The sequence below is a fragment of the Chitinophaga sp. CC14 genome, from assembly GCF_048957795.1.
Lineage (GTDB): Bacteria > Bacteroidota > Bacteroidia > Chitinophagales > Chitinophagaceae > Chitinophaga > Chitinophaga ginsengisegetis.
In genome coordinates this window covers 236,329-254,528 of sequence record NZ_JARBFY010000003.1, presented here as the reverse complement: position 1 = coordinate 254,528, position 18,200 = coordinate 236,329, and the positions used below count along the sequence as shown (strand labels likewise).

Below are 18,200 nucleotides of genomic sequence, written 5' to 3'. Positions count from 1 at the left end.
TTATGAAAAAGATATTGCTATATACCTGCGTGTTATTAGCGGTAACATCTACCAGCTGCCGGAAAGGATTCCTTGACCGTACGCCGCTGGATGCTATATCTGATGAAACGTACTGGACAACAGAAGAACAGCTGACACTGGCGCTGAACGGGCTTTATGCCAACGTGAAGAACAATAATACCGTGGCAATGGACCAGATGGGAGACAACAGTATCAACTCTTCCACCGGAGATACCTACCGTATCTTTGGCAGCGGCAACTTCGGTCCCGACCTCTCCGCAGTGGATGCAGAATGGCGCAGTCAGTACACCGGTATCCGCCAGTGTAATGTATTCCTTGCCAATTACGAGCGCGCCACCGGCGTATCACAGGAAATAAAAAACCAGATGGCCGGCGAAGCCAAAACCATCCGGGCTTACATGTACATGAACCTGGTATCTTACTTTGGCGATCTTCCGCTGGTAACCAAACCGCTGAATATTGATGAACTGTATGGCCCGCGTAACAAACGCAAAGAGATCATCGACTTTATCCTGTCCGAACTGGAAGAAGCCGCCGGCATGATGAAAAAGGATCGCCAGACCGGCCCCACGCTGGGACGCTTCAGCAAAGGCACCGCACTTGCTTTCAAAGCCCGCATGGCGTTGTACGACAGTCGCTGGGATATAGCCGAAAAAGCAGCCAAAGATGTAATGGACCTCAACGTATACACCCTTTACAGCACAGGCAAACCTGCGCAGGACTACTACGACCTGTTCACTTACAAAGGTAAACTCAGTGCCGGCGCAAATAAAGAAACCATTGCCGCCCGCATCAATCTTACCGATGTAAGTATGCACAACATCAGCCGTGAATCGCAGGTACCCGACCAGGCTTCCCGCTACAATCCTACCAAAGCATTGGTGGATGCGTATCTTTGCAGTGATGGACTTACCATCGATAAATCGCCGCTGTACAAGGAAGATACCTATGCTAATATTTTTGAGAACCGTGATCCGCGCATGAAGCAAACCATTCTTGCACCCGGCGCTACCTGGGGCGGTAAAAGAGATGGTAACCCGGCTAATACCAATCCTGCTGTTTTTACTGCACCAAAATTTGTGTCTGATAAGCTGGGATGCGTTACCATCACCGGTTATTACTACACCAAATACGTAGAAGTAAGCACCGTTTCACAGGTAAGTAAAGATCAGAATGATATCCATGTAATGCGACTGGCAGAGGTGCTGTTAACCTATGCAGAAGCCAAAATGGAACAGGGTACGCTCACACAGGGCGACATAGACCTCAGCATCAATAAACTCCGCGACCGGGTTGGCATGAAGAGAATGATGCTCACAGAACTGGCTGCCAATGGTCAGGATCTGCGCACAGAGATCCGGAGAGAAAGAAGGATTGAGCTGGCACGTGAAGGACAACGCTGGTACGATATCATCCGCTGGAAACAGGGCAGCCTGCTGGCCGCTGATGTGAAGGGGATGAAGAAATCACTGGCCGCAGTGCCCTCACAGGTAAGCAATATGGCGGCAGATGCCAACGGTTATATTATTGTAATGACCGGCAGGCAGTTTGTAGATCCGAAACACTACCTGTTCCCGGTTCCGCTGACCCAAATGCAACGCAATCCTGCACTCGGACCACAAAATCCCGGCTGGGAATAATGCTTACCTAAAACATACATCATGAAAATATTTTCTTTTATCCTGTTGTGTGCCTGTTCTTACAAAGCATCGGCAAGCGATACTCTCCGGATCATGACTTATAATATTCACCACTGTAATCCTCCTACAAAGAGCAAAACAGGTGAAATTGAAGTAGATGCCATTGCCAATGTGATCAACGGCCAACAACCCGACCTGGTAGCGTTACAGGAAGTGGATGTAAATACAAAACGCTCCGGCAGTATTGACCAGGCCGCACAGCTGGCCGCCAAAACCGGTATGCAGGTATATTTTGCCAAAGCCATTGATCATGATGGCGGCGAATACGGCGTAGCCATTTTATCGAAGTTTCCTTTAACCGGTACGCAAACCATACACCTGCCGGAAACAGCGAATCCCGCCAGTGAAGACCGCGTAGTAGCATTGGCAAATATCACTTTACGTAGCGGCAAAAAATTCGTTTTCGCATGCACCCATATGGATGTTAGTAATGCAGCCGTGAGAGATGAACAGGCAGCTGAGATCAACAAAATTGCAGCCGCCAAATCGATCCCCTTCATTCTCGCAGGCGATCTTAATTGCCAACCGGAAAGCGCTTCTTACCAGGTATTGCTGAAGAAGTTCACTCCTTCCTGTACTGGTTGCGGGTTCACCATCCCGGTGAACAACCCCAATAGGGTGATTGATCACATTATGTGGACGAACGCCCCGGAGTTTGCGGTGAAAAGCAGTAGTGTGGTAAATGAGCCGTATCCATCGGACCATTTGCCGGTGGTAGCGGAGATTGTTATAAAGTAATGTATTTCAGGCCGCGTAAATCTTAGGGTTTATGCGGCTTTATTGTTTCTCCCATACTTCTTATGTGTCGTAAAGCCAGGTATTACGACACATATTGTCGAAAATATGTCGTAATTGGGCGATGTAATACATTCTTCATCGAATGAGCCAATCGTTACCTCCGACGAAATTTCTACTCTTTATAACCGTTTTAGTTTTTTCTGATATTTCTTTGTACAAAAAACATAAATCCAATCTCTCAAAAAACTCCCCGTTATGACATCATTCACAGACTTCTTCACTGCATATGGTCGTGCCTCCTTAGCCAACAACGCCGGTATCATCGCCAACTGCTATGCAGAGAACTTTATGGCCGCAGGGCCATCAGGAAACATGACTTTCAAAAACGATGAAAAGTTCATGCAATGGCTGGAAGAGATGTTTAAATTTAACCGGAAGATTGGCATGCAGGAAATGAAAGTCATTAAAGTAGAAACATCTCCGATGGGGGAATATTACACCAGGGCGTTGGTGAGGTGGGGAGCTGTTTACTCAAAAAATCCAAGTGAGATCATTGAATTTGAGATTACTTACATTTTATATCACGTTAATGATGCTCTCAAAATAATCATGTATGTTAGCCATGAAAACGAGGAAGATGTTTTAAAAGAAAAAGGAATCATCCCATAGCGCACCAGGAACAATTCAGTATATTGTAAGAAAAAAAATGCGCCCTGTTATATTCAGCCTCCTACTAACCATCGTCAGCACCTCACTCTATGCCCAATCGCAGGAAGAAGCGGTGAAAGCCACTATTAACCAGTTGTTCACGGCCATGAATAATTCAGACAGCGCTGCGGTAGCCGCCTGTTTCACACCAGGGGCGATATTGCAGTCTGTAATGGAAAACAAAGCGGGCAAGGATACTGTCCTTACCACTCCTATCAGTGAATTTACGTCATTTATACGCAGACTGCCTGCAAATGCGGCCGACGAGCGTATCGTGTTTGGCAGCATCCTGATAGATGGCCGGCTGGCATCCGTATGGACGCCCTACCGCTTCTTTTTCAAAGGACAGTTCTCCCACTGCGGGGTGGACTCCTTTCAAATGGTGAAGCTCCCCGATGGATGGAAGATCCAGTATCTCATTGATACCAGGCGTAAAGATAATTGCGAGGAAGCAGCTGCCGCCGGGAGATGATATTACTCCCTCCATACTTCTCACATACTTCTCAGATACTTCTTGGATACTTAGGAGTCGTCTATGCATCGTATTCCCCATACAGTCCCTATACTGTCCCCATACTGTTCCCATACACTCACCATACACTCATGATACACTCCCCATACACTATCAATAAAAAGCGCCTGGCATAATCCGGCAAAAAGCGGCAAAAACGGCGGATTTGTTTCCCCACCAACCCAACATGGCATAATTTCGAAGAACTGGTGAATGCAGGTTTCCACATGATCAGTTCAGATACCGGCAAGCTGCCTGCCGTCCGGATATCTGTCCCATGTTTTGAATCGATCAAATAATAACCTACTTTTGCCCCGCTATGGTTCAGGTATGTCCATTCCGGATATGCCTGATTAAAAGGGAACTCGGGTGAAAATCCCGGACAGTCCCGCTGCTGTAAGTCTCATACAATGCTCAGGCATCGCCAATCAGACCACTGTTGAACGTTCAATGGGAAGGTCGCCTGAAGCAGAGATAAGTCAGAATACCTGCCATACGACTGATTTTTTAAGCTTTCGTGGAATGAAGCTTGGGAATAAATTCAATCTGCGGGTATCCCCCGTATCTTGTCTCTTTCCTGATTATTTTTCTTATTGCGAAAGCTGTTGATGGAACATTAACAAGCTTGGGAATGATGCGTTTCAAAACACCGGCGAAAGCCGCCGGGATGTTGCTGCTATTACTCTGCGGAGTAGTTGCTGCCTTTGCACAACAGGCCGACAGTGTAACATCCAAAGACCTCCGGGAGGTTTCCGTTACAGCGCCGCGCACTGCCAGGGAAGTAAGCCCCGGGCAGAAAATGCAGGCGAAAGAACTGGAGCGGCTGGGCAGTCACTCCGTGGCAGATGCAATCCGTTTTTTCGCCGGGTTGCAGGTAAAGGACTATGGCGGTATCGGCGGACTCAAAACCGTTGATATCCGCAGCATGGGCACTAACCAGGTAGGCGTATTTTATGATGGCATCCAACTGGGTAACGCCCAGAATGGCCAGGTAGACCTGGGCCGGTTTTCGCTGGATAATATGGAAGAAATTGCCCTGTACAACGGGCAGAAAAGTAACATATTCCAGCCCGCGAAAGACTTTGGATCAGCCGGCGCCATCTATCTCACTTCTCTCAAACCCAAATTTGCACCCGGAGAAAAAACACATCTCAGGGGCACCATAAAAACCGGTTCTTTTGGCCTGTTCAACCCATCCCTGCTGTGGCAGCAAAAGATCAGCAGCAAAGTTTCTGCCTCCTTCAGCACCGAATGGATCAATGCAACCGGCAGGTATAAATTTTCTTACCAGAAGCGCGATGAAAACGGGCACCTGGTATATGATACCAGCGCTTACCGGAAGAATGGCGATATCAATGCCGTGCGTGTGGAAGGTGGATTCAATGGCCTGCTGAATGGCGGCGAATGGAGCACCAAAGTGTATTATTACCAGTCGGAACGCGGGCTGCCAGGATTCATCGTCAACGGCGTATTCGGGCATGTGGACCGCCAATGGGATCAGAACATCTTTGTGCAATCCACCTTCCGGAAAGATATCACCAAACGTTACAGCATCCTGCTGAACGGAAAATACGCTTACGACTATACGCGCTTCCTGGCGCCGGATACCGCCCGGCTTTATATCGATAACCACTACCGCCAATATGAAATGTATTTCTCAATGGCGCACCAGTATGCCCTCACCAACTGGTGGACCATCGCGGCTTCCGGCGACTTTCAATGGAACCGCCTGGATGCCGATCTTACCAACTTCAGCTACCCTACCCGTTATACAACGCTGACTGCCGCCGCCACAAATATCAGCTTCAACCGCTTCAGCGCACAGGCCAGCCTGCTGGGTACCTTCGTAAACGAAACAGTAAAGAAAAATGCATCGGCGCCATACCAGCAGAAATTTACACCGGCAGTATTTGTTTCGTGGCAACCCACGAATTCGCCGGATTTCCGGCTACGCGGGTTTTACAAACAGATCTTCCGCATGCCTACTTTTAACGACCTGTATTATACCGAGATCGGCAACCGCTTCCTGAAGCCGGAATTCGCCACACAATACGATGTGGGATTCACCTGGAATAAAACCTTTGCCAACAGCTGGATCACACAGGCAGGCATTGAAACAGACGCTTATTACAACGAAGTAAATGATAAGATAGTAGCCGTTCCCGGCGCCAGCATGCTCAGCTGGCAAATGGAGAACCTGGGATTTGTAAAAATAAAAGGCGTGGATGTAAAAGCAAAAGCGCTGTGGCTTATAAAAAAACAGGTGCAGTTTAGTACACGCCTCACATACACCTACCAGCGCGCACAGGATTTCACCGATCCGTCCGACAGCTTCTACGGCGATCAGATCGTTTATATTCCCCGTCATAGCGGCTCGCTCATACTCGGCGCCGACTATAAACAATGGGAAGCCAACTACAGCTTCATCTATACCGGGGAAAGATACAACAGCAAGGAAAATAAGTTAAAGAACTACGTGGAACCCTGGTATACCAGCGATCTTTCACTGGGTAAACAATTCAATTATAAACATACCCGGTTCCATGTAACGGCGCAGGTGAATAACCTCGCCAACCAGTTCTATGAAGTGGTGATCAGCTACCCCATGCCGGGAAGGAATTACCGCTTCATCTTAACCGTGAATATTTAATAAACATGATGAAACAATTAAGGAATGCAGTATGGGTGGCCGCCCTGGCAGCACTGGCCATCACCGGATGCCGGAAAGGAGAAAGGATTGTTCCGCCCGAAGTAACGCCGGTAGATACGGCCACACCGGGATCTCTGCTCAATGGATTCTATCTCCTGAACGAAGGCAATATGGGCAGTAATAAAGCCTCCCTGGATTATTACGATTATACTACAGGCGTCTACAAAAGTAATATCTATGCTACTGCCAATCCCACTGCGGTAAAGGAACTGGGCGATGTAGGCAATGACATAGAAGCATACGGTACAAAATTGTATGCAGTGATCAACATTTCCAATAAGGTAGAAGTGATGGATGCAGCCAGCACCAAACGGATCAAACAAATCGACATCCTCAACTGCCGCTATATAACTTTCGCCAACGGCAAAGCATATGTTAGTTCTTATGCCGGCCCGGTAGTGGTAGAGCCCAACGCCCCCATCGGTTTTGTGGCAGAAATAGATACGGCTACACTGGAAATTACCCGCAAAGTAATTGTGGGCTATCAACCGGAAGAAATGGCCGTGGTAGGCAATAAGCTGTATGTAGCCAATTCCGGCGGTTACCGCGCACCTGATTATGACCGCACCGTGTCGGTAATAGACCTGAATACTTTTAAAGAGATAAAAAAGATTGATGTGGCTATTAACCTCGACCGTCTCAAGGCCGACAACGATGGCGATATTTATGTGACTTCCCGCGGCGATTATTACAATACACCATCCCGCCTTTTTGTGATAGACACCAAAACAGATGCGGTAAAGAAACAATTTGATATCCCGGTGAGCAACCTGTGCATTTCCGGCGACACCGCTTATGTATACGGCTCTGTTTTCAGTTATAACACCGGTCAATGGACCATCACCTACAACATGGTAAACGTAAAAACAGAAACGGTGTTAAACGCAAATTTCATTACCGATGGTACGGATAAATCCATCCGGATGCCTTACGGCGTAGCGGTAAACCCGGCTACCAAAGAAATTCTTGTAACGGATGCGAAGGACTACGTGTCTTCCGGAACCCTTTACTGCTTTGATAAAGCGGGCAAAAAGAAATGGTCTGTCACCACGGGCGAAATACCTGCACACATTGCATTTGTTTTTGCAACCAAATAATCATAACCAACTAAATCTATACAAATGAAAAGTAAATTTCTACTCGCCGCCACGTTCATCGCTGTTATGGTAAGCAGCTGTTCAAAGGATAAAGACGTAACACCGCCCATAGAAGATCCGGAGCCTACCGGTCCTTTCCTGAACAAGGTGACCAAAGTTTTTGAATACTTCCCCGCACCCGGACAATTTACCAACGAACTGCCCGTATGGAAGCAAGGCGATTCTGCCAAACAAATGGCTGATTACGCACTGGCTGCTTTGGGAAAGGAAAACATGATTTCCCTCGGCGGGTTCGGTGGCTATGTAGTAATGGGCTTTGACCATACCATTAAAAATGTACCCGGCGAATATTCTTTCATCGTATTAGGCAATGCTTTCAACCAGTTTGCAGAACCCGGCGTTATCTCTGTTTCTGTAGACGCCAATAAAAACGGTTTACCCGATGATGAATGGTATGAAATTGCCGGTTCGGAATACAACAGTTCCAAAACGGTAAAGAACTACCAGATCACTTACTATAAACCTAACGAAGCAAAAGACAGGGTTACTAATCCGGATGATCCGTATACCAGCGATACAGAGTATATCCGCTGGAAAGACAACCAGGGGCATACCGGTTACCTCTCAAAAAATGTATTTCATGATCAGTCATATTACCCGCAGTGGAAAGGCGACAGCATCACTTTTACCGGTACTAAACTGACAGATCTCAACATCAAAAATACTTCCAGCGATCCGTTCTCTCCTTACTATGTGTCGCCCGCTTTCTCCTGGGGTTATGCAGATAACCACGCGAATGATGATAGTGATGCGAAAATAAAACTGGACTGGGCAGTAGATAAAACCGGTAAACCGGTGAAACTCACCGGGATCAACTTTATAAAAGTACATACGGCTATCCGTGCAGAAGCAGGATGGCTAGGAGAAATTTCCACAGAAGTACTGGGCGTAAAAGATCTTAACCTCGAATAAATATCCGTGAATAATCTAAAAGAAGGGGGCGTTTGTTTACAAGCGCCCCCTCTTTCTTTTTTGACTACTTCACGCTTACCGGTAGCTTATCCTCTCCAATGGCCACCAGGCTAAAAGTGCCGGTGATGGCCTTTTCCCGTGAATAGGAATACATTTCTTCAATGTATATTTCTACCAGCACTTTAACACTGGTATTGCCTACTTCGGTTATTTTTCCGATCAGTTCCACAATGGTACCCGCCGGAATGGGCCGGTTAAAATCTATTTTCCCGGAAGATACCGTCACCATTTTTTTACGCGCAAAACGGGTAGCCGTAATAAACGCCACTTCATCCATGAGCGACATGGCCGTGCCGCCGAACAACGTATCGTAATGGTTGGTAGTACTGGGAAATACGGCTTTAAAGATCCGGGTTTCCGAATGAAGAATTTTTTCTTCTATAGTCATGTTTGTACTGTTTTTCTTTTTTATAAAGATGCTTTTTCGCGCATCACTTCCGCTGCCCGGACCATATTCGACAATGCCACTTTTGTTTCCGGCCATTTACGGGTTTTCAAACCGCAATCAGGGTTTACCCACAGGTTCCTTGCTGGCAGCGTAACAGCGGCTTTCTCCAGCAGTGAAATCATTTCTTCCGCAGACGGCTGGCGGGGAGAATGGATGTCGTATACGCCGGGTCCTATCTCGTTAGGATATTTAAACCCGGCAAAGGCATCCAGTAACTCCATCTGCGAGCGGGAAGTTTCGATGGTAATCACATCGGCATCCATTGCGGCAATATGCTCAATGATATCGTTGAATTCACTGTAACACATGTGCGTATGAATCTGCGTTTCATCCTTTACGCCGCTGGCGGAAATACGGAACGCCTGTACCGCCCATTCCAGGTAGGCTGCGCGGTTTTCTTTACGCAAAGGTAAGCCTTCCCGGATAGCCGGTTCATCTATCTGGATCACTTTAATGCCTGCCTGTTCCAACGCCACTACTTCATCACGGATCGCCCATGCAATCTGGTTGGCGGTGGTGGAACGCGGTTGGTCGTCTCTTACAAAAGACCATTGCAAAATGGTAACAGGCCCGGTGAGCATGCCTTTCATCAGCTTATCGGTATGCGCCTGTGCAAAGCTGCTCCAGCGCACGGTCATGTTTGCCGGGCGACTTACATCTCCAAAAATAACCGGTGGTTTTACACAACGGCTGCCGTAACTCTGTACCCAGCCATTTTTTGTAAACAGGAATCCCTGCAGTTGTTCCCCGAAATATTCCACCATATCATTCCGCTCAAACTCGCCATGCACCAGTACATCCAGGCCAATTTCTTCCTGCCAGCGGATCACTTCTATGGTGGCTTTTTCAATGGCGGCTTCATATTGTTCGGTAGTCAGCTCTCCTTTTTTCAGACGCGCCCTTAACTGCCGGATGTCATCCGTTTGTGGGAACGACCCGATAGTGGTAGTAGGAAACAGCGGGAGTCCAAACTGTTGCTGCTGGATGTTTTGACGTACCGGGAACGTGCTGTTCCTGCGTGCATCTGCGGCGGTAAATGCCGCTACCCGGTCTTTCACCTCCTTGCGGTGAATGAGTGGCGACGTGGCCCTGTTATGAATAGCCGCTTTGTTGGTATCCAGCAATGCAGTGTTGCCGTTCACGATATCACGCAGGTCTTTCAGCTCCTGCAATTTCTGTTTGGCAAAGGCCATCCAGTTTTTAATTTCGGGAGAAAGGGCTGTTTCGTTATCAAGGTCGCACGGCACATGCAGCAATGAGCAGGAAGGCGCAATGGCAATACGGTCTTTTCCCAACACGCTTACTGCCTTTTGTATCTGCTGTAAAGATCGTGTATAATCATTCTTCCAGATATTCCTGCCATCCACTACGCCCAGCGAGAGGTGTAAAGAAGTATTGGCAATGGCTGTTTCCAGGATATCATCCAGTTGCAACGGGCAACGCACGAGGTCGAGATGCAAGGTTTGCACCGGCAATGCCAGCGCTACCGGCAGGTTCTTTCCATAGCATTCAAAATAAGAAGCCAGGAGAATATGCAGTTGCGGGAAGGCCGCGTGAATTTGCGCGTAGGTATCGATAAATACCTGCAGGGCCGCTTCATCCAGGTCCAGCGACAGGCAGGGCTCATCGAGCTGCACTACTTCAGCGCCGGCTTTGGTGAGCTGCGACAACACTTCCAGGTATACCGGCAGCAGTTTATCAATCAGTGATAAACGGTTGAAGCCAGCCGTTTTCTCTTTTCCGAGTAACAGGAAAGATACAGGACCGAGGATCACCGGCTTGGCAGCATAGTTTTCTTTTTTTGCTTCGAGGAACTGGTCAGTTACTTTGCGGGAGAAGAAATGAAATGTTTGGTCGGCTGTAAATTCAGGAACGATATAGTGATAGTTGGTATCAAACCATTTCGTCATTTCCATTGCGGTGATATCATCGCCATCGCGCTGGTAGCCACGCGCCATGGCAAAAAGCAGGTCTGTTTCCCCGATCTTTTTTTCCTGTAAGGTGCGGTAACGCTGTGGTACTGCGCCTACCATCAGGGCAGTGTCCAGCACCTGGTCGTAGAAGGAAAAATCATTGCAGGGAATCCAGTCGATCCCTTTCTGTTGCTGCAATGCCCAGTTTTGTAAACGGATATTACGGGCGGTTGCCTGTAATTCATCGAGGGTAATTTTGCCTGTCCAGTAGCTTTCGCAGGCTTTTTTCAATTCACGCTGGCTACCTATCCTCGGATAGCCTAAGTTGTGGATAATCATTACTGATTGTTTAAAAGGTGATACATGACGTTCACGCTCTTTTATATAGTACAGCAATGTTTTTGAGAAGATATATACGGAAGGAGAAGGCATGGTATACATACAGGAACAAGCGCATGATGTAATCATGCATACGCCTGTTCTTAGTAATTACCGATACCGAAACCTGACACGCTTCAATCCCCGAAAGCATTGTCAAAGTGAAATAAAGGCAGGTCTCCTGGCTTGCTCCGCTGGTAAACGCCTTCCCATTCCTGTCAGGAACAGTGGCATATTATTTACCAGTTGCAGCATTACGCTGCCGGAAGCTTACAGTTGCGGGACAGCCTGTGATTTACACACAGTTCCCTTTTAATCCCGCTTTTCAGCGGGAACCATTATTTGCTTCGATTAGTAATACATAAAGAACCGGGGGCGAAGATAGTAAATCCCCGCAACTATCAAATCCGTTTCGTTTTCTTACAATTTCCTCCCTGGCGGAAAGCCGAGTTTTACATCATAAAAACAAACAGCTATGAAACAGGCAAATATTCTGATTACCGGCGCTACCGGACACATTGGTACTACGCTGGCCAAACATTTATCTGCACAGGGCGTTCCGTTCCGGGCAATGGTGCGGACAACAGACCATCTCGCAAACACGATCGCCGCCTTACCCGGCGCTGAAATAGTAACCGGCGATTTTAACGATGCGAACAGCTTAGCCCTTGCACTGAAAGGTATAGAGCGCGCTTTCCTGCTCACCAATTCATCTGAAGAAGCCGGGAAACTGCAAAGCAATTTTGTAAGCGTTGCTGTTAAAAGCGGGTTGCCACATATCGTAAAGCTTTCCCAGCTGCATGCAGCTGCGCAATCGCCCGTACGTTTTTTACGGTACCATGCTGCGGTAGAAGAAGAGATCCGTTTATCCGGTATGGCCTACACTTTCCTGCGGCCCAATTTATTTATGCAGGGGCTACTGGGCTTCCGCGAAACAATTGCCACGCAAAATAAATTCTTTGCCACCGCCGGCAATGCTTCCATCAGCCTGGTAGACACCCGCGACATAGCCGCCGTTGCGGCAGCCGCCCTCACCTCCAGCGGGCATGAAGGCAAAACCTACGATATCACCGGGCCACAACCGCTCACCCATGCAGCGCTGGCCGAAAGCCTGTCGCATGCATTGGGACGCACCATCCGCTACATTAATGTTACCGATGCCGAACTGCTACCCGCCCTTTTGCACGCAGGATTCCCCGCCTGGCAGGCGGAGGGGCTTATTGAAGACTATGCCCATTACGCCCGTGGCGAAGCGGCGGCTGTTTCCACAGCGGTAATGGACGTAACGGGGAAGCCAGCGCGGAGCTTCTCCTCCTTTGCTGCGGAGTATGCACCGGCGTTTTCTTAGACCGCCTTCGGCGATGGGGAAATTGTCTTGGAACAGGATTGGGCTGATTATACTGATTAACTTGATTTTATTTTTTTGGATTTATAAAGGATTAAGGGAGATATAATGGATTTATCCGCTTATATCTCCCTTAATCCTTTATAAATCCAAATGATCAAATCCCTAAATCAGCATAATCAGGTTAATCCTGAAAAAGACAACATCCGCGACGATCCCTAAATTTTTGCAGAAATTTTCCGCCAATTGCTTACTTTAGTTATCAAATAGAGCATCCAGTGAGCAATGAAGAAGCGGTTCTGCTGCAACGACTACAGCAAGGGGATACTGAAGCGTATATCACCTTATATGACCAGTATTACCCTTCACTTTACACGTATATTCTCCACTTCATCAATATCCCGGAACTGGCCGAAGATGCACTGCAGGAAGTGTTTATAAAGATCTGGGAGATTAGGGAGCGGATCAACCCTGAATTATCATTCAGCGGTTATCTGTACCGTATTACCCGGAATCATGTATTTAAGCTGATGAAGAAGATCAGCGCCGACGCCGCCCTCCGTTTACAGGTAATGCAGGAACTACAGCAGCAAACGGAAGATGCGGATACCGCCTTATTATGGAAACAATACGAATCTTTACTCCATAAAGCCATTGCACAATTGCCCCCTCAGCGGCAAAAGGTGTTCAGGCTATGCCGCGAAGAAAGCAAAAGCTATGAAGAAGTAGCCGTAGAACTGGGCATCTCCCGTAATACGGTAAAAGAACATATGGTGCTGGCCATGAAAAGCATTAAATTTTTCTTCTATACCAATACCGATGGTATTCTCCCCCTGTTACTGGTTTCAGGGATCCTCCTCGACCCCTCCAAATAATTTTTTTTCTCCCAACCCACCCTACCTTCTTTTTTTGGGATAGTATATATATGCCCACCGAAAGGAACAATGAATATTACCGGTTATTGCTGCAACGCTGGCAACAACGGACTTGTAGTCCGCAGGAAGCCCTTGAGCTGATGGACTATCTGCGGGACGACGCTTCCGGCCGTGTGCTGCTGGACGAAATGCAGGCGGCATTCCGGCAGGTAAAGCCCGATAGCAGCGCCAACTCCCGCGAGCCCGGCGACCGGGTCAGGAAAGAGCTGTTACAGCATATCCAGGGCACTCCCGTAATAGCCATGCCTCCCACCCGGAGGAATATTGGTCCGTTTAAACTTGCCGCCGCAGCAGCCGTGATCATTGGGCTCGCCATCCCGGTTGTCTATTTTCTCCGGCAGCCAGCCACCCCGGTGGCCACGGTAGCAAAAAAAACGACGCCGGCGGCAGCAGCGCCTGGTCAGCATAAAGCGGTACTCACCCTGGCCAACGGGGAAAAAATAGTGCTGGACAGCGCCGGGATCCAGCAGCTGGCGCAGCAGGGCAACAGCGCTATCCACAACCAGGGCGGACAACTGGTATATGTAAAAACAAAGGGCGCCAGCAGCGCTCCCATCTATAATACACTAACTACCGCGGCAGGCGAAACCTATCCGCTGGTATTGGCCGATGGCAGCAGGATATGGCTGAACGCCGCCTCTTCGATCCGCTTCCCGGCCACTTTTGCAGGCGATGAACGCCGCATTGAACTAACCGGCGAAGCCTATTTTGAAATTGCGCATGATGCGCACCGCCCTTTCCGCATCCAGGTAAACCAGATGACCGTGGATGTACTGGGCACCAATTTCAATATCAACTCGTACGCCGACGAAGCTACTATCAATACCACCCTGTTGCAGGGTGCAGTGAAAATAAACAGTAAAAAGGGCAGCATACAACTGGCGCCGGGCGAACAATCGCAGGTGAGCCCTAACGGAAATGTAAAAAGAGTAACCGGTGTAAATACCGCAGAAATAATAGCCTGGAAAGAAGGATACTTCCAGTTCGAGAGCACAGATCTTACTACTGTATTGCGGCAATTTTCCCATTGGTACGACGTGGAGATTGTATACGAAGGACACATGAAGCCCAGGAAATTTTTTGGGATGATCAGCCGCCGCAGCAGCCTGGTGAATGTTTTAAAAATGTTGAATGCCAACGATGTTAATTATCGTTTAGAAGGAAAAAAACTGATTGTACAGGGCGATTAATGCCTACAGGTGAACAATTATATCAACCAGCATGACGGAGCTGTCATGGTAACAGGGATTTATTAAAACAGATAGCACAACCAAACCATTCTCTCAATCAAAACTCAGCACAAGTATGCAATTACGTACTATTGCCAGTTCCCGGTGTAAGCACAACCGGCGTCCAACCAAACATCTAAAGGTCAGTCAGTTCCTGGCCCTGCTATGTTTCGCCACCACGGCACAGGTGAGCGTAGCCAGCAGCCAAAACCAGGTAGTAAGCCTGTCGATGAAAAATGCTACCGCCAAAGAGGTTTTCCGGGAAATCAATAAACAAACCGGCCTCAATATCCTGGCAGATGAAGCCTTGCTGGAAAAAAGCGGCAGGGCCAATATCACGGTAAGCAATATGCCTGTAAATGATGCGTTGAATCTTTTCATGCGTAATCAGCCCCTCACATACAGTATTGAAGGTGGCGCTATCATTGTAAAAACAAAACCGGCCATACAGCCGGCTACTACGCCACCGCCGCCAATTGAAGTACATGGCGTGGTTACCACCGACAAAGGCCAGCCTTTACCCGGTGCCACTGTGACCGTAAAAGGCACCAAACTCGGTACGGTTACCGGCACCGACGGCAGCTTTAAGATCAATGCCAATCCCGGTGAAACACTGGAAATTTCTATGGTGGGCTTTAAAGCCTGGTCCGTAAAGTTTGATGGTAAAACCACCAACTTTAAAGTGACGCTTTCTGAAGAAGTATCTAACCTCACAGACGTAGTGGTTGTGGGTTATGGTACTACCAAAAAGAAAGACCTGACGGGTTCTATCAGCTCCATCTCCAGCGACCAGATGAACCTCGGCGGTGTAACCAGCAACGCTGCACAGGCCATCCAGGGCCGCGCCGCAGGGGTACAGGTGAGCCAGTCGAACGCTGCGCCGGGCGGACAAACCATTGTGCGCATCCGCGGCGGCAACTCCATCAAATCCACCAACGAACCATTATACGTGGTAGATGGCTTCCCTTCCGAAACCGGAAAGGACATCAACCCGAATGATATCGACGATATACAGATCCTGAAAGATGCGTCTTCCACCGCCATCTACGGCGCCCGCGGCGCCAACGGCGTAGTGATGATCACCACCAAAAGAGGTAAAAGCGGCAGGGCAGCCATTCAGTATGATGGCTACTACGGTACGCAAAGGATCATCAAAGAATACGATAAAATGAATGGCCTGGAAAATATGCAGGTCACCAATGCCAAAGCCATTGAAAAAGGACAACCTGCATTCTATACCGCTGCCGACCTGGCCAGCGGCCGGGATAACGACTGGTTTAAATTAACTACCCGGCCCGGAATGGTGCAAAGCCATAACCTCAGCGTAAGCGGCGGTACGGCGGAAGACAGGGTAGCCTTATCAGGCAGCTACTTCAAACAGGACGGTGCATTAAAAAATACTTCTTTTGAAAGGTATTCTGTAAGACTCAATTACGATAAACAATTCGCAGCACGGTTTAAAACAGGAGCCAGCGTATACGCCTCACACGCTTATACCAATTTCAAAACCTATGATGGTAACATCGTTCCCTCCAACGTAATGTATGGCGTACTCACCGCTTCACCGGCTATCCCCGTGTATAATGAAGATGGCTCCTATGCCCGTTTCAAAGGAAGGGATAACCCGCTGGCATGGTTAATGGCGCCTACCAACGACCGGTTTGAAAACAAGGTGAATATTAACGTATATGCGGACTACCAGATCATGGACGGCCTTAACTTCCGCGTGAACGGTGGTAGCGAGTATACCACTACCAAAGAAGGCACCTATCTGCCACGCGACCTGGTAGACGGCGAAAAAGTACAGGGTAAAGCCAGCTTAAATGACCTGGCCGTTACGCGTAACCTGGTGGAAGCCTACTTCACTTACCGGAAAGTGTTTAACACCATTCACTCCCTCAACGTAGTAGCAGGGGTATCTTACCAGTCTGATAAGTACCAGAAACATTATTCGCTGGTACAGAAATTCAGTACAGACGCATTTCTCTACCACAACCTGGAAGCAGGTACAGAGCGGTTATCCAGCACCAGCAGCACTATTCCCGCGAAGATGGCTTCTGCCTACGGAAGGCTCAACTATTCCCTGAAAGATAAATACCTCGCTACTGTTACCGTGCGCCGGGATGGCTCTTCGAAGTTTGGCGGCAACAAACGTTTTGGTATTTTCCCATCAGGCTCCCTGGCCTGGAGAGCAGGTGAAGAAGAATTTATCAAAGACCTGAATATTTTTTCCAACCTGAAAGTAAGAGGTGGTTACGGTGTTACCGGTAACGACAGGATCGGTGATTATATTTATATGTCGCTGTTTGGCCCTACCAATGTGTCGCTTGGAGAAGGCAGCAACAGTTATGGCGGTACGGTTATCACCCGTTTGCCTAATGAAAACCTGCAATGGGAAAGCACCGCGCAACTGGACGTGGGAATAGACATGGGCTTTTTCAACAACCGCGTTTCCGCTACCATCGATTACTACCGGAAAAAAACCAACAGGCTGATCTTTGATATGCCTATCGGCGACTGGAATGGTTTTGCAGTACAAACAGTGAATGCCGGCAGCATTGAAAATAAAGGAATAGAATTATCAGTTACTACAGAAAACGTTATCAACCATGCCTTCACCTGGAACACTACGGTGAACATCGCTTACAATAAACAAAACTGCCTCGACCTGGGTGGCCGCCCGTATGTAATTACACAAACGGCTAACCTGTATGGCGGCCGTGGTATGGACTTTACCAAACTGGAACCGGGAAGGGAGTTAAGTACTTTCTATGGTTACATTTATGATGGCGTAATAAAAACCGGTGAAGCACATCCTACGCAACCAAATTCAAAAGCAGGCGATCCAAAATTCAAGGATATCAGTGGTCCCGGTGGTAAGCCGGACGGCATTATTGATGCCAACGACCGTACCTATCTCGGCAATGCCAACCCGCATTATATCTATGGTATCAATAACAACTTTGCCTATAAAGGTTTTGAACTGAACATCTTCCTGCAGGGCGCACTGGACTACAGCCTGTATAACGGTACCGGTCTTGTGCTGGAATCCGGTCCGGGTAAAGCGGCGCTGAACCGGTGGACTACCAACAACGAAAACACCGATATTCCAAGAGATGGATACGCTATTGCTTACGGCGGCATGATGAACTCCCGCTTTGTGGAAAACGCATCTTACCTGCGTTGTAAAATGCTGATGCTCGGTTATAATATCCCGGTAGCTAAAACTTTCCTGAAAAGCCTGAGAGGCATTAAAGTATATGGCTCCGTACAAAACTTATTCACGATTACTAAATATACAGGATCGGACCCTGAGGTAAACAGCAATCTCAATAGCAGCGGCAGCAACGCCAACCTTTCATCAGGATTGGATTATACCGCTTTCCCTGCTTACCGCACCTTTACCGCGGGTCTTAAATTGAATTTTTAACCTGT

Annotated in this window: 13 protein-coding genes and 2 riboswitches; of the genes, 11 read left to right on the top strand and 2 right to left on the bottom strand. The window is 48.1% G+C overall.

Annotation, left to right across the window (positions count from 1 at the left end; translation table 11 throughout):
* Nucleotides 1-2 precede the first annotated feature (2 nt).
* The 7 genes from PV783_RS11005 (at nt 3) to PV783_RS10975 (ending at nt 8,457) form a co-directional block, all read left to right on the top strand.
* On the top strand, nt 3-1,661 hold the full coding sequence (locus tag PV783_RS11005) for a RagB/SusD family nutrient uptake outer membrane protein (protein ID WP_420987981.1): 1,659 nt from the start codon (nt 3-5) through the stop codon (nt 1,659-1,661).
* 21 nt (nt 1,662-1,682) lie between these two features.
* Nucleotides 1,683-2,459 (top strand): endonuclease/exonuclease/phosphatase family protein, encoded by a 777-nt coding sequence (locus tag PV783_RS11000; RefSeq protein WP_420987980.1) that lies wholly within the window; start codon nt 1,683-1,685, stop codon nt 2,457-2,459.
* Nucleotides 2,460-2,714: 255 nt separating this feature from the next.
* On the top strand, nt 2,715-3,128 hold the full coding sequence (locus tag PV783_RS10995) for a hypothetical protein (RefSeq protein ID WP_420987979.1): 414 nt from the start codon (nt 2,715-2,717) through the stop codon (nt 3,126-3,128).
* A gap of 37 nt (nt 3,129-3,165) precedes the next feature.
* Complete coding sequence (locus tag PV783_RS10990) at nt 3,166-3,639, top strand: nuclear transport factor 2 family protein (RefSeq protein ID WP_420987978.1); 474 nt, start codon at nt 3,166-3,168, stop codon at nt 3,637-3,639.
* Between the two features lie 342 nt (nt 3,640-3,981).
* Nucleotides 3,982-4,189: riboswitch (cobalamin riboswitch) on the top strand.
* Nucleotides 4,190-4,309: 120 nt separating this feature from the next.
* A complete protein-coding gene (locus PV783_RS10985) occupies nt 4,310-6,328 on the top strand; it encodes a TonB-dependent receptor (protein ID WP_420987977.1) in 2,019 nt (672 codons plus the stop codon).
* Between the two features lie 5 nt (nt 6,329-6,333).
* Nucleotides 6,334-7,485 (top strand): YncE family protein, encoded by a 1,152-nt coding sequence (locus PV783_RS10980; protein ID WP_420987976.1) that lies wholly within the window; start codon nt 6,334-6,336, stop codon nt 7,483-7,485.
* Nucleotides 7,486-7,509: 24 nt separating this feature from the next.
* Nucleotides 7,510-8,457 (top strand): hypothetical protein, encoded by a 948-nt coding sequence (locus tag PV783_RS10975; RefSeq protein WP_079468696.1) that lies wholly within the window; start codon nt 7,510-7,512, stop codon nt 8,455-8,457.
* Between the two features lie 64 nt (nt 8,458-8,521).
* Here PV783_RS10975 and PV783_RS10970 read toward each other — a convergent pair whose 3' ends face one another.
* Together PV783_RS10970 and metE are read right to left on the bottom strand one after the other, a co-directional pair.
* Nucleotides 8,522-8,905, bottom strand: a complete 384-nt coding sequence (locus tag PV783_RS10970) for an acyl-CoA thioesterase (protein WP_079468697.1) — start codon at nt 8,903-8,905, stop codon at nt 8,522-8,524.
* A 20-nt stretch (nt 8,906-8,925) separates the two neighbouring features.
* Entirely contained in the window at nt 8,926-11,217 is a 2,292-nt protein-coding gene (gene metE / locus PV783_RS10965; protein WP_420987975.1) for a 5-methyltetrahydropteroyltriglutamate--homocysteine S-methyltransferase, read from the bottom strand.
* 192 nt (nt 11,218-11,409) lie between these two features.
* A riboswitch (cobalamin riboswitch) is annotated at nt 11,410-11,611 on the bottom strand.
* 120 nt (nt 11,612-11,731) lie between these two features.
* Here metE and PV783_RS10960 point away from each other — a divergent pair.
* From PV783_RS10960 to PV783_RS10945, 4 genes are all read left to right on the top strand, one after another.
* A complete protein-coding gene (locus PV783_RS10960; RefSeq protein WP_420987974.1) occupies nt 11,732-12,604 on the top strand; it encodes an SDR family oxidoreductase in 873 nt (290 codons plus the stop codon).
* Nucleotides 12,605-12,879: 275 nt separating this feature from the next.
* Entirely contained in the window at nt 12,880-13,476 is a 597-nt protein-coding gene (locus PV783_RS10955; protein WP_420987973.1) for an RNA polymerase sigma factor, read from the top strand.
* Between the two features lie 50 nt (nt 13,477-13,526).
* Complete coding sequence (locus PV783_RS10950) at nt 13,527-14,726, top strand: FecR domain-containing protein (RefSeq protein WP_420987972.1); 1,200 nt, start codon at nt 13,527-13,529, stop codon at nt 14,724-14,726.
* 115 nt (nt 14,727-14,841) lie between these two features.
* Complete coding sequence (locus PV783_RS10945) at nt 14,842-18,195, top strand: TonB-dependent receptor (RefSeq protein ID WP_420987971.1); 3,354 nt, start codon at nt 14,842-14,844, stop codon at nt 18,193-18,195.
* Nucleotides 18,196-18,200: the final 5 nt, after the last annotated feature.

Excerpts from the sequence above, each read along its gene's own strand:
- PV783_RS11000 (WP_420987980.1), top strand. The coding sequence starts at position 1,683 with ATGAAAATATTTTCTTTTATCCTGTTGTGTGCCTGTTCTTACAAAGCA.
- PV783_RS10995 (WP_420987979.1), top strand. The coding sequence starts at position 2,715 with ATGACATCATTCACAGACTTCTTCACTGCATATGGTCGTGCCTCCTTA.
- PV783_RS10970 (WP_079468697.1), bottom strand. The coding sequence starts at position 8,905 with ATGACTATAGAAGAAAAAATTCTTCATTCGGAAACCCGGATCTTTAAA.
- metE (WP_420987975.1), bottom strand. The coding sequence starts at position 11,217 with ATGATTATCCACAACTTAGGCTATCCGAGGATAGGTAGCCAGCGTGAA.
- PV783_RS10985 (WP_420987977.1), top strand. The coding sequence starts at position 4,310 with ATGATGCGTTTCAAAACACCGGCGAAAGCCGCCGGGATGTTGCTGCTA.
- PV783_RS11005 (WP_420987981.1), top strand. The coding sequence starts at position 3 with ATGAAAAAGATATTGCTATATACCTGCGTGTTATTAGCGGTAACATCT.
- PV783_RS10975 (WP_079468696.1), top strand. The coding sequence starts at position 7,510 with ATGAAAAGTAAATTTCTACTCGCCGCCACGTTCATCGCTGTTATGGTA.
- PV783_RS10945 (WP_420987971.1), top strand. The coding sequence starts at position 14,842 with ATGCAATTACGTACTATTGCCAGTTCCCGGTGTAAGCACAACCGGCGT.
- PV783_RS10990 (WP_420987978.1), top strand. The coding sequence starts at position 3,166 with ATGCGCCCTGTTATATTCAGCCTCCTACTAACCATCGTCAGCACCTCA.
- PV783_RS10950 (WP_420987972.1), top strand. The coding sequence starts at position 13,527 with ATGCCCACCGAAAGGAACAATGAATATTACCGGTTATTGCTGCAACGC.
- PV783_RS10980 (WP_420987976.1), top strand. The coding sequence starts at position 6,334 with ATGATGAAACAATTAAGGAATGCAGTATGGGTGGCCGCCCTGGCAGCA.
- PV783_RS10960 (WP_420987974.1), top strand. The coding sequence starts at position 11,732 with ATGAAACAGGCAAATATTCTGATTACCGGCGCTACCGGACACATTGGT.